This is a genomic window from Microcystis sp. M015S2 (genome assembly GCF_020245945.1).
Lineage (GTDB): Bacteria > Cyanobacteriota > Cyanobacteriia > Cyanobacteriales > Microcystaceae > Microcystis.
In genome coordinates, this window is record NZ_JADBTX010000049.1 from 15,564 (window position 1) to 28,529 (window position 12,966).

7 protein-coding genes and 1 pseudogene are annotated in these 12,966 nt (G+C 40.9%); 1 reads left to right on the forward strand and 7 read right to left on the reverse strand.

Annotated elements, in window-relative coordinates; translation table 11 throughout:
- Positions 1-161: 161 nt before the first annotated feature.
- The 3 genes from IM473_RS09995 to IM473_RS10005 all read right to left on the reverse strand — a co-directional run bounded on the left by IM473_RS09995 (position 162) and on the right by IM473_RS10005 (position 5,539).
- Positions 162-3,299, reverse strand: coding sequence for a Calx-beta domain-containing protein (locus IM473_RS09995; protein ID WP_287659709.1), 3,138 nt, complete (start codon positions 3,297-3,299; stop codon positions 162-164).
- Between the two features lie 201 nt (positions 3,300-3,500).
- Positions 3,501-4,532, reverse strand: coding sequence for an RpnC/YadD family protein (locus tag IM473_RS10000; RefSeq protein ID WP_287659708.1), 1,032 nt, complete (start codon positions 4,530-4,532; stop codon positions 3,501-3,503).
- 50 nt (positions 4,533-4,582) lie between these two features.
- Complete coding sequence (locus IM473_RS10005) at positions 4,583-5,539, reverse strand: DUF4351 domain-containing protein (RefSeq protein WP_287659707.1); 957 nt, start codon at positions 5,537-5,539, stop codon at positions 4,583-4,585.
- An 868-nt stretch (positions 5,540-6,407) separates the two neighbouring features.
- Here IM473_RS10005 and IM473_RS10010 point away from each other — a divergent pair.
- Positions 6,408-9,053 carry an efflux RND transporter permease subunit gene (locus IM473_RS10010; protein WP_287659706.1) on the forward strand — a complete coding sequence of 882 codons (2,646 nt, stop codon included), beginning with the start codon at positions 6,408-6,410 and terminating at the stop codon, positions 9,051-9,053.
- 21 nt (positions 9,054-9,074) lie between these two features.
- Here IM473_RS10010 and IM473_RS10015 read toward each other — a convergent pair whose 3' ends face one another.
- The 4 genes and pseudogenes from IM473_RS10015 to IM473_RS10030 all read right to left on the reverse strand — a co-directional run bounded on the left by IM473_RS10015 (position 9,075) and on the right by IM473_RS10030 (position 12,860).
- Positions 9,075-10,499 (reverse strand): FAD-binding domain-containing protein, encoded by a 1,425-nt coding sequence (locus IM473_RS10015; protein WP_287659705.1) that lies wholly within the window; start codon positions 10,497-10,499, stop codon positions 9,075-9,077.
- A 140-nt stretch (positions 10,500-10,639) separates the two neighbouring features.
- Positions 10,640-11,332 (reverse strand): Uma2 family endonuclease, encoded by a 693-nt coding sequence (locus tag IM473_RS10020; RefSeq protein ID WP_287659704.1) that lies wholly within the window; start codon positions 11,330-11,332, stop codon positions 10,640-10,642.
- A 130-nt stretch (positions 11,333-11,462) separates the two neighbouring features.
- Positions 11,463-11,639 (reverse strand): annotated as a pseudogene (locus IM473_RS10025) (chromosome partitioning protein ParB); the annotation flags it as partial.
- 279 nt (positions 11,640-11,918) lie between these two features.
- Positions 11,919-12,860 carry a serine hydrolase gene (locus IM473_RS10030; protein ID WP_287659703.1) on the reverse strand — a complete coding sequence of 314 codons (942 nt, stop codon included), beginning with the start codon at positions 12,858-12,860 and terminating at the stop codon, positions 11,919-11,921.
- Positions 12,861-12,966 lie beyond the last annotated feature (106 nt).

The following is a 12,966-nucleotide window of genomic DNA, read 5'->3' on the forward strand; positions in this document are numbered from 1 at the left end:
ATCAGTTATTAGCTTTTTCTCTCCCTTCTTCCCGCTCCCTTCTCCCTTCTCCCCAATTCATGATTCATAATTCATAATTCCCCTTTCCCCTCTCCTAGGGTGTTGAAAACGCTTACAGACCTTTTTAACCGCAAACACGCACCCGACAAGCTGTATTAAGATTAAACTAATACAAGTATATCAGAGGCGGTAAGAGTGGGTTTAGAACTAAGAGTTGCAATTTGAATGGCTGCTAGTGTACCTGTCCCGTCCCCATCAAAGAATAGTCTTCCAGTGATTGTATTATAAATTAAGCGATTGCTGGCATTTAATGCAGTTGTTCCTAACACAAATTGAGCGGCTGTAATCGCAACTCCTGCGGCTAAACCACCGCCAAAACCCGCAGCAGAGACAGCAATTTTATCCCCCTGACTGGAGAGAAAATCAGTAATTGTGTCAATCCCTTCATTGCGGTTGTTGAAGGTGAATTGATCGCCACCCGCACCCCCTGTTAGGGTATCATTATCAGTACCACCAATCAAGGTATCATTCCCATCACTACCATTAAGGATATTGTTACCACTATTACCGGTGATAATATTATTTAAGGTGTTACCAGTTCCGTTAATATTTGCGGTTCCCGTTAAGGTGAGGTTTTCTAGGTTATTTCCCAGGGTATAAGTTACAGAAGATTGAACAGTATCTGTACCTTGGTTGGCATTTTCCGTAATCGTATCGGTAGTAGTATCAATTTGATAAGTATCATTTCCTAAACCACCGATGAGGGTATCAATTCCTGTTGCACCATTAAGGATATTGTTACCACTATTACCCGTGATAATATTATTTAAGGTGTTACCAGTTCCGTTAATATTTGCGGTTCCCGTTAACGTGAGGTTTTCTAAGTTATTTCCCAGGGTATAAGTTACAGAAGATTGAACAGTATCTGTACCTTGGTTGGCATTTTCCGTAATCGTATCGGTAGTAGTATCAATTTGATAAGTATCATTTTCTAAACCACCGATGAGGGTATCAATTCCTGTTGCACCATTAAGGATATTGTTACCACTATTACCGGTGATAATGTTATTTAAGGTGTTACCAGTTCCGTTAATATTTGTAGTACCAGTGAGGGTCAGATTTTCCACATTAGCGAGTAGGGTAGTGGTGACATTAGCGGTTAAGGTATCGCTGATGGTGACAATTCCCTTGTTATTGGTAAGAGTTGCATTGACGGGATTACTGAGGTTAATGGCAAAAGTTTCGTTTGCTTCATTAAGGTTATCATTGAGGATGGGGATGCTAATAGTAGCAGTAGAAGTATTAGCAGCAATGGTGAGAGTTCCAGTTTTGCTAGTGTAATCTACATTAGCGGTAGCGTTAACGGGTGCAGTAGTATAATTGACGCTAATTGGTTGTGGATTGGGGTTATTGACAGTGACGGTAAGAATTGCATTACTATTTTGACCTTCGACAACGGTGATATTGTTAATCGAGAGTTGGGAAACGTCATCATTATTAATTGTTCCAGTAACTGCGGTAGTTGTCCCAATTGTATAACCTATCCCCGCAGCGAGGGTTAAGGTGACGGTTTCATCGGGTTCAACTATGGTATCAGCAGTGGGGTCAACTATTACAGTTGCAGTGGATGAACCGGCTGCGAAGGTGACAGTATTGGTAGTCCCGGTACGAGTGTAATCTGTATTAAGGGTAGCTGTCCCCCCGATGGTGTAATTGACTGTTAAAGCATTTGTTGTGGAACCGCTACGAGTGAAGGTATAGATAAGGTTTTGTGTCCCGTCTTCTGTCACACTTGCGGGAGAAACCGCAAGACCAACACTTGGAGGCTGATTTGTCCCAGTAAATTGACTTACATCTAGAATCCATAAACCGCCTAGGTCTCTGGCTGCTTGAACCGTCAAATAAGCATAATTATTGACAACTTCGACACTCGTAGCTGTGTTAGTAACGGACATCCCATAGTATGTTGTTCTTGGCTTATAAGACCCTGCTAAAGTGGGTGAAGATGGGTTGCTAATGTCAATAATTTCCAATCCTGTTAAACCAAAAACAACGTAGGCATACTTACCAACTACTTGGACATCATAAGCTTCAGCGCCGGAGTTGTAATAATATTCGCCTTTCAAGACAGGAGATGCTGGGTTACTGATGTCAATAATTTTCAGTCCTCGGTTTCCAGCAGATATATAAGCGTAATTGCCTAAAACTTGAACATTGGAAACAAACCCTTCCAAGACAAATGAATACTCACCTGATTTTGTAGGTGAGGCCGGATTACTAATATTGATAATTTGCAGCCTTCCGGTAGACGAACCCTTGTTGACAATGTAAGCATAATTACCAACCACATCTACGGAAGAAACTGAACCAATAACACCAATAGATATTCCAGCAGTTCCTTGGAGAACAGGAGAATTTGGGTTGCTGATGTTAACAATCTGTAATCCTGAAGTTCCGTCTGCCACATAGGCATAATTGCCAACTATTTTCACATCTTGAGCATCACCAGGGGAGTTGTATGTGCTTTTCAAGTTTGGAGAAGAAGGGTTACTAACATCAATCACTCGTAATCCTGAAGTGCCATCTGCTGCATACACATAGCCATTAGAAAAATCTACATCAGAAATAACATTAGTTGCGTTAGACTGGCCTACCAGTACCGGAGCAGCAGGAGTGCTGATATTAACAATTTTCACATCTGCTGTCGTTGATGAAAAATCGGCGAGGTAGGCATAGTTGCCTATAACTCGAACATCCCAGGCATTGCGAAGCCCTTGGTAGCTTGCAACCAAAGCAGGAGTGGGATTTGACTGCTCGACCGCCGTTAACTGACCATCAATTATCATCGTTGCCCAATCATTCTCCGCTCGTAATAAAGCCAACTGAGAATCAGACAGAGCGTCCCCCTGTACCAACTCTGCAAAAATTGCCCCCTCATCTCCCGCGCTATCCACCGGATTAATTTGAGCATCCACATAATGCCCAATTTCCTCTAAAATTACCTTAACTAGCGATTCTGAGGCAGCAACATTCAAAAAAGACTCTGATAGATAAATTTTATTAGTGCTAACCGCATAAGCACCCTTCGCTGTCCCTAAAACCTCATCACTGAGTACCTCAATTGGGGGAAGTTGACTGAAATTGCGACTTTGCCACTGATTTCGTAATTCTGTTGCCTTAACCACATCATAATTTGTGCCAAAAGCCATTTGCAAATTCGCCCAAAAGCCATCAGATTGAGCAAAATCGAACAAAACATCGTAAATAGGAGGAATAATCGGCAACAGGGTAGAAGTCATGACATTAACTGCAAAGGTTTATTGCTAACAGTTTTAGCCCAACAATCCCCAATTTTTCAAGGGTGCTATAACAAAAATTAACATTTATTACAAGAAAACGGGTTTCTCAAAGAAACCCGGTTTCTAAATAGGTTCTCAAAGAAACCCGGTTTCTAAATAGTTTCTCAAAGAAACCCGTTTTCTCAAGAAGAAACCCGTTTTCTAGATGTTGATTTTTGCCAAAGACTGCTTAAATTCTGCGAGAGAATGAGCAGTAGCTGCTAATTTTAGTAGCTCTTCTAAGATAGTAGGGTTAGTCATTTTGCCGATTATCTCTTCAATTTCTGAAGAAATCTGTCCAAACCGCACAGTTAAAACTGTTTTTATGGCATCGCGGCTTTTTTCTAACGCTCCAATTTCCTTACCAATTTCCTTACCAATTTCCTTACCGATTTCCCTACCGCGTTCTATTCCTCGTAACTCCCCAATTTCCTCACCAATTTTCCTTCCTCGTAACTCCATATTACTCATTAAAGGCATGGTTCTTTCCTCCTCAAATTGTTTAATTTTACTCTCTAAACTTTCCTGTAATTTAGTTGATAGAGTCATCATTGTGTCGATGATTTCAAATAATTTAATTATTTGTTCCCTCTCGAACTCCTTTTCATATAATCCTCTGATTAACTTCCATTTCCACTGTTCCCGTTCTGGCAGCTTCTCGGTAGTCGCTTTTGTTTTCAGGTGTGCCATGACTATTATAGCAAAGGGATTGCTACTTGCTTCTAGTTCTGACCATCTTTCCTCATAGTCCAGTAATTTAACCGTTGGGAATTTCAGACTCACTTCACAGCCAGCAATGGTATAATTATAGGAGTCTGGTCGCCAATTTACTCGTTCATCTCCTAATATAGCGAGACTGATAACTGGTTTCTGATACAAATCAAAGGCACGATAGTTATAAATATACATCCTCTGAGGGAAATTTTCTTCGTATTGACTTTGAATTTCAATATGAATCAAAATCCAGACTTCTTCACCCCTGAGTAACCAAACTTTATAGAGTTTGTCAGCAAAACGTTTTTTTGTCTTTGCTGAAGCGGTAATCCGTTTGAGTTCTTTTTCTAGGGATTCGGGAATTTTTCTCCAATCAATCAATTGGTGAACTTCAGGAAAGAAGAAGCATAAAAACGCTTCAAAATACTCGGTTAATGCTTCTTTCCAAGGTTCATCATAATTAGCGCTTGTCTGTTTCATTATGACAATTTTAGTGGGTTGTTGTCAGAAGGCGATCGCTAACGTCAAAGCTAGGCAGTTAAAGTATTTAACCAATTGATTAAATCTTCAACCGTAGAGAAATCGAATAAAGCTTCTCCTAATACTTCGACATCATCAATACTTAACTGCATAATTTTAGTTTCTAATGAAGGATTAATCTCCCCTAACTTGCGTTTAATTTGGCGAAGAATCAATGTCTTTTCCCGTTCAATACCTTGTTCGATACCTTGTTCAATACCTTGTTCAATACCTTGTTCAATACCTTGACGCATCCAACTGGTGGTAATTTGCATAACTCCCTCCTGTACGGGTTGACTAAATGTGCTAATCTCTTCTTGAAATTGTATCTCTTCGGCAGGATTAAGATTAAGATATGTATCAATAAATCCAGAAATTAATTGCATTTTCGCTGGGTTTAAGCTTAAAGTGATTAACAAGCGCAGACATTCCGCCTTTACCTTGGCTCGCTCTTTCTCGGCAATGTTCATCTTAGCCATCAAAGCTGAAGCAACCGGATTCGGTTGATTGAGAAAATCTCGCCAATTTAATCGATTTAACTGCACTACTTGATAGTTAAATTCTAATACCTTAAAATCGGGAAAATCGACTACATATTGACTAATCGCTGCTCTTTTTGGCTTTGAATAAGAAAAAATTACAATCGGATAAATCGGTAGGACAAATTTCTCATGAAAACGAGCAAAATAAGTAAACATTCGCCGATTAAACCACTTTTGGGAACTTTCCTGCGCCTCTACATGAATCAGGAAAAAAGATTCTTTTCCTCGAAACTTAACTTGTGCGACTAAATCGCTTTCATACCTTTCTCCTTCCGTGACATCGGTAAATACTTCTTTGTCTAAAAAAGTAATCGAGTCCCTATCTAAATAATCTATCAATTGAGGGAAAAACAACTCGATAAATTCGACAAAAAAGGTGGAGATTAACTCCTTAAATAATCGATCATGGTCAATATTATTAGTCATGTAATATCATCTTAACTAATCTGAGCGATGAATGACTACTCTTATGTATTGTATTCTGAAAAGTCGGTTTTGGCAACGGATTGTTATGACCTCACCCCCTTAACCGACAGAGATTGCCAAATTCGCCCAAAATCCATCAGATTGAGCTAAATCGAACAAACTATCGTAAACAACACGAAAGAACGGCAACAGCGTAGAAGTCATGACATTAACTGCAAAGGTTTACTGCTAACAGTTTTAGGCCAACAATCCCCAATTTTTCAAGGTTGCTATCACAAAAATTAACATTTATTACAAGAAAACGGGTTTCTCGAAGAAACCCGTTTTCTAAATAAAGGCAATCACTCTCCCCAATTCATAATTCCAGGCTCCCTTCTCCCGCATCATACTTTGTGCTTTTTGTCAAAAAAACTTTTTTTTTGCAATAAAACTACATAAAAAAAAGATCATCGTTGTGGGTAAAAATGACTGATTTACCCGTCTTAATTAGGATCACCTTCTAGGTGTGGCAAGGGTTGAAACCCTTGCTACCCAAAAAAGCACAAGATGACCCATTATGAAATTCTATCAAATCGCTGTAACCATTGCAACATCGTTGTTAAATAAAAATCTTTCTCAATTAATTCTTAAGAATTTATAAATATTGCGAAATGTTAATTTAAATATTCTCAAGTTTTTGCTGTCAATAAATAATTTTTACTTATCTTTGTCGGAAAATAGAACTTCTGCAAAAATCCAACATCTACCATGGGGTTAGGAATCAGTTATCAGTTATCAGTTATCAGTTATCAGTTATCAGTTCACTGAGAAAACACCCCACACCCCACACCCCACACCCCACACCCCACACCCCACTTATTCAACAAACATGAAAGAATCGTGGCGAGAACGTCTGAATATCTCTCGAATAGCGATTAATGCACCGAGGTTAACCATTGCTTTCTGGTTAGCGGTGGCCATGGCGGGAATTTTGGCTTTTAGTTCCCTAAAATACGCTCTTTTCCCTGATATCAGCTTTCCAGTCGTAATAATTAACGCCCAAGCGGATTTAGCTACTGCTATCACCACGGAACAGCAATTAACTAAACCCCTAGAAAATCCTCTTTTCTCTCTCCCCGGTCGTCGTGATGTTTCCTCGACTACTTCCTCCGGACAGTCAGTAATCAGCGTTTTCTTTAAAATTGGCACAAATTTAGACAAGGCCACCGCAGCAGTTAAACAGGCTATCTCACAAGTCCCTTTACCCCCTCAAGCTACCACAGAAGTTATCCCCGTTGATTTAAATGAGTCGGCAACAGTCACCTATGCGCTGGTGAGTGAGCAGAAAACTCTGGAAGAATTAAGCCAAATCGCCCAAGATAATTTAATTCCACCCTTAAAAGCTCTCCCGGGTACGGCTAAAGTTAATTTACTCGGTCAAGGTACAGTTAGCCAAGATAATCCCCATAAAAGCTTAACCCGACCATTGCCCACGCTGGTGCGCTTTAACGGTCAAGAAGCGATCGCTGTGCAGGTAATCAAAAAAGGTGCCGCCAATAGTCTCGATCTGGCCGCTCAAGCAGAAAAACTGGTTAAAGACATAGCACAAAAACTGCCCGATGTCAAGATAATTTTAGCTGAAACCCAAGCGGAATATATTCGCGCTGCCCTACAAGGCACGATCGATGATTTACTGTTGGCAGTTTTGCTGTCGGTGCTGGTTATATTGATATTTTTAGGCAGTTTCGCCGCTACAATCATTTCTGCTCTGGTTATCCCCTTATCTCTTTTGGGGACTTTCATTATCATGGCCATCTATGGGTTTAATCTGGAAACCCTGACACTGCTGGCCCTCGCTTTGGTGATTGGCATTGTCGTGGATGATGCGATCGTTGATGTGGAGAATATTTCCCGTTTAATCGACGCGGGGGAAACCCCGAAAAATGCGGCACTCAAGGGGACAAGGGAGATCGGATTAGCTGTGACTGCTTCCACTTTAACCATTGTTGCCGTGTTTATACCCGTGGCTTTTATGGGGGGTGCGGTGGGACAGTTTTTTCAACCCTTCGGTTTAACTGTCTCGGCTGCGGTGATTTTTTCTCTGTTGATCGCCAGAACTTTATCGCCGGTTTTGGCAGTATATTGGCTGAAACCGCAGTCACAGGCAAAAATGACGAAACAAAAGCGACCGATTGAAAACGCCTATCGAAGGCTCTTAAACTGGTCATTGCGTCATCGTTTGCTGGTCATTGCTATTGCCCTAATTACCTTTTTTGCAGGTATTGCCCTGATTCCTTTTATTTCTAGGGGATTTATTCCCCGACTCGATCGCGGCGAGTTTAATCTGGTTTATACTTCTCCTTTGCCGAAAATAACGCAAATTAGTCCTAATAAACCGACGGCTAAGAGTTCTAGCGATAGTTTCGCTTGGATTTCCCAGTTAGCGAGTTCTCCCGAAAGTTTTCTCCTGCGTCGCACTGTCCGGGATGGCAGCAAATTAGAAGCGCCGATTTTGCAGGATGGGGAAGTGGAATCGACTTTTATGATCGCCGGTTTACGCGGTGAGCCGAATCGGGGCAAAATTCACGTTAAACTGAAGGGCGATCGTAAATCTCACACCAGTGCGGTGCAGCAACGGATTCGGCAAATTTTACCGCCAATTAGAGGGGTGAATGTCAGTGTCGAGGACATTCCTTTTGTGCAGACGGAAGCGGAAAAGCCGATCCAAATTGCGATTAAAAGCGATAATTGGCAGCTATTGCGCGATAGTGCCGAGAAATTGCGGGTTGAGGCCGCTAAAATCGCTGGTTTAAAGGATATTTCCCTATCATCTAGATTAAATGAGCGGGGGGATTTTTTGGCGATCGAGCGTTTAAATGGTCAACAGGCGATTTTTCTCAGTGCTAATCTCAGTCCCGATTTAGGATTAGAAGATGCGGCGATTAAAATTGAAGGGATTCCTTTACCGGAAGGGATAACTTTACAGCGTTGGGGTACTTCTTCTCAAAGTAGCGATGTTTTGGGCAGTTTTGGTCGCACTTTAATCCTGGCGACAATTTTAATGTTAGGAGTTTTATGGTTATTATTCAGAAGACTGTTAGAAACTATCGTCATCGCTTTATGTTTACCTTTAGCGATTGTGGGGGCAATGTTGGGGTTATTGGTAACGGGTAGTGAGTTTAGTATGATTTCTCTGATCGGGTTTATCTTCCTCTTGGGATTACTGGATAAAAACGCTGTGTTATTGCTGGATTATACTAACCAATTGCGTCAACAGGGTTGGAGTCGGGAGCAAGCGGTTTTAGAAACGGGAATGATTAGGTTAAGACCGATTTTAATGACCACTTGTTCGACAATTTTAGGCATGATTCCGCTCGCTTTGGGATTGGGTACTGGTGCGGAATTGCGGCAACCCATGGCGATGGTAATTGTGGGAGGTTTAGTCACTTCTTCCCTGTTGAGTTTAATTGTTGTGCCTGTGTTATATCTAAGTTTAGAGGATGTTTGGAACCGGATTAAAGCCGGTCAAAAGTAGCTAGTTTTACCGTCCCTTTAGTTATTGTTTTGGCTTCTGATTACTATAGAGTCGTTTGAACTCTTTTTGTTGTTGATTATGATCGACAATTGGCTCAGGATAACCACAACGATGTCTTTCTAAACGGGGGATTTTCCCAGTTACTAAATATTCCGTATCTACGGAGGCTAATTCCGGCAACCACTGACGAATATATTCCCCTTCCGGATCGAATTTTTGTGTCTGACTAGCGGGATTAAAAATTCTTAAAGGTTTCGGATCCATGCCACTAGAGGCACTCCACTGCCAACCACCATTATTAGCGGCTAAATCGCCATCAAAAAGTTTCTGCATGAAGTATTTTTCGCCTTTTTGCCAGTTAATAATTAAATCTTTGGTTAAAAAACTCGCCACGATCATGCGACAACGATTGTGCATCCATCCCGTTTCATTTAATTGTCGCATGGCCGCGTCAACGATCGGATAGCCGGTTTTTCCCTGGCACCAAGCTTGAAAATGTTCTTCGTTATCCTGCCAAGGAAAATGACGAAATTCTTTTCTATAAGCACCGACCGCCAATTCTGGGAAAAAATAGAGACAATGCTGGTAAAATTCCCGCCAAGCTAACTCTTGCTGCCAAGTGATAATACTATCTTTTGCTTCCTCGGCCCGGCAATTTTCTAATAACTCTAGGGTTGCGGTCCAAATTGTGCGGATGCCAATCGCCCCAAATTTTAAAGCGGCACTCAAGCGCGAGGTGCCATCGAAAGCGGGGAAGTTACGATCTTCTTGATAATTGTTAATAACCCCTTGACAAAATTCTTCTAATCTGCTACTAGCGGCTTTTTCTCCGGGGGTGAGGGGTAAGGGATTTTGCCAAGTAAAACCTAAATTTTCTAGGGTTGGTAAGTTAATAGTTTCTGCGAGTTTCTCCCCCTCATTTTCCTCTAATCCTTGCAGGTTTTCTAGGGTTTTGGGGCTGGCTTTGGCTAATTGGCTCCAATTTTTCCAAAAAGGAGTATATACGGTGTAGGGACTTTTTGAGAGGGTGAGGACTTGTCCGGGGGCGTGGAGAAGTTGATCCCAGAAGGTTTCTACCTCAATTCCTTTTGTTTGTAAAGCGGCGATTACCTGTTGATCCCGTTGACGCGCGTAGGGTTCGATATCGAGGTTAAAAAAAACTGCTTTTGCCGATAAATCGCTGGCTAAATTGACCAGTGTTTGACTGGGGTTGCCGCGAATAATCAGTAATTGACTACCTTTTTGGCGATAATTTTTTTCTAATTCCTCTAGACAACCGAGGAGATAGGCAACTCTAGCCGGGGCGATATCATCCCCTTCTAAAATAGCAGGATCGAGGCAGAAAACCCCGATAATTTTCGGACTGCGCTCCCTAGCTTTACTCAGTCCAATATTATCCGAGAGACGTAAATCGCGACGATGCCAGAAAAGGATTAGATTTGACATAAAGTAAGGTGATGAGAAGATTATCAGGGGCGAGATTATTGGGGTAAAAGGGGGAGACAGTTAAGAACAAATTCAAGTCAAAAATACTCTTTCTGTAATTATAGGACAGTGGATCAAGAATAATTATCTAATTTTACAATCTAGCTGTGATTGGCAGTTAATTGATTGACAAAATCTCGATGTTCTGCTGTTTCTAACCCCCGCTGCAAAATCACTAAAACTTTTCCTAAGTCGCCCATTAATAAAGCGTTTTTATCTAGCCATAAACCGGGGAAGATTTGGGAGCGTATTATGGCATCACTATCGGGTTCTAGCTTAATATATTCTCCTGCCTGTAGCCAAAACCAATCAATTTCTTGTTCATAAAACCGCCAGACTAGATATTCTTGGACTTGATTGCGACGGTAAACATTTAATTTTTGATGCACATCGTAGGAAGCACTAGAAGCGGCAATTTCGACAATTAATTCTGGCGCGCCTTCTACATAATCATCTTGACTAATTGTCGATTGTCCTCCCTTGTCAATTCTTAATAGGGCATCCGGTTGGGGTTCGTTATCAATATCTAATCTCACGGTGGCATTATCACCTAATCTAACACCTGGAGTCGCCGCTTTATAGAGAGCTAACCATCCGATAATATTAGCATGAGGCTCGGCGTGACTTTCAAATCTGAGGGGAGATGCCATATAAACAATTCCTTCAATTAGTTCCGCTTTTTTGAGATGGGGCATCCCTTGATAACGTCGTTCAAATTCCCATCGAGTTAATTTATCGCCGTTTTCTAGGGGAGGAATCGTTAAAGAAGCAGCTATTACTGGGGTAGTTGTCATAAGTTTTCTCTTTTCACCCGTCTTCTAGTTAATCTTTGCCCGCTATCGGATCAGGCTTTTTTACTGATCTTCCATTATTATAACACCCATCGGTAGGGTGTGTTAAAGCATCTCAACACACCCACAAAAATCAATTGTGAGTCAGCAAATAATCGACAAGCTTAATTAATCTTTTCTCTTTAACTCCTGACACCGGGCGATTTAGGACATCTTCCAAAGAATCAAAGGGCTTTTCTGAACGTTTTTTCAGAAATTCATTAACAGATGCCGGTGGAATTCCCGCTTTTTTAAGTTGATTAGCGTTATAGTTATTGAAAAAATATAAAATCGATTTATAACAATGAGAATAAATAATAATTTTTTATTCTCATTGTTAGTTTAAATGGTGATAGACCTTTCCGTCAAGGTGAAGCACAGACTAAATCCTTACTTAATCAAGTATTTCAGCTGCCATAAAGAACCCCATCTATCCCAGAAAAGCTGTATATTGAGATGCACATCGGTAAATTTACGGATTTATTGCAGTAGGATGTTTATCTAGCACTTTTGACAATGACAGAGAAAATCATCCTACCCACAGCTTCAATTAATTGAACTGCATAATTTTCTCGGCTACTTTCTGGGAAATAAAAGGTAAAATTGAGCGATTTTGACTGTTATCTTTTCCCTCGGTAAATACCACCAAGAGATAGGGAGTATGATGGGGAATTTCAATATAGGCTGCATCGTGACGCACTTGACTTGTCCAACCAGCTTTTGACCAAATTTGACTATTTTCTGGTAATCCTTGTCCCAGAAATCCTAAGATTTGTGTATCATCTCCTTGACTTGTCCAATCAGCAGGATTAAGACTTCGTTTTAGTAAAGACATCATCATCTGGGAACGTTGGGAAGAAACCGCAATCCCCCCGACAATAGTATGAATTAAACGCGCCACTGCATTGCTAGTTAACATATTGCGATTCTCCATTAATTCCCCTAAAAAAGCGCGTTCACGTCCATAGGGACCATCAGACCAAGTTTTTTGATTAACGTTAATTGTCGCTAATTCTGGCCAATTTAGGGATTGAAAATAACGATTAACTATGTTGCGTTGTTGCTTCCAAGTTTCAAAGGGACTGGCGGCAATTTCTGGACCGCTAGTGGTTCCTGTAACCAGATCTACAACTAAACTGGTAGCATCATTACTAGAGTCAACAATCATGTCAAGAATGGCGCGATTTAATTCGGTGCTTTCGGGAAGCATTCCCCCTTCTAACCACTCATGAATTGCTACTAAATAAAATAATTTCACTAAACTGGCAGGATAGGTTCTTTCTTGTCCGCGATAACTAAATCCGCGGGGGGAATATTTCCAGAATTCTTCGTGAGAAATTGCTCCCCCCGTGTTGACGACAACGGGAGGATCATATACTATCCAAGTTAGGGCAATTTGTTCTTGAGCTAATTGGGGAAATTCTCGCCAAGTTGTTTCTAAAATATCTGTACCGAACTGTTGGAGGTGGTCTTCAGTATGAAAAAAGTTCATAGGTGTGCTGCAAAGTCAAGAGTTAGAAGGTGGATAAATTCTTGAGTCGGCAATTCTCATTTTACGGTAAAATTTACCGATAATTAATTATTTGAACGCTTCTGAG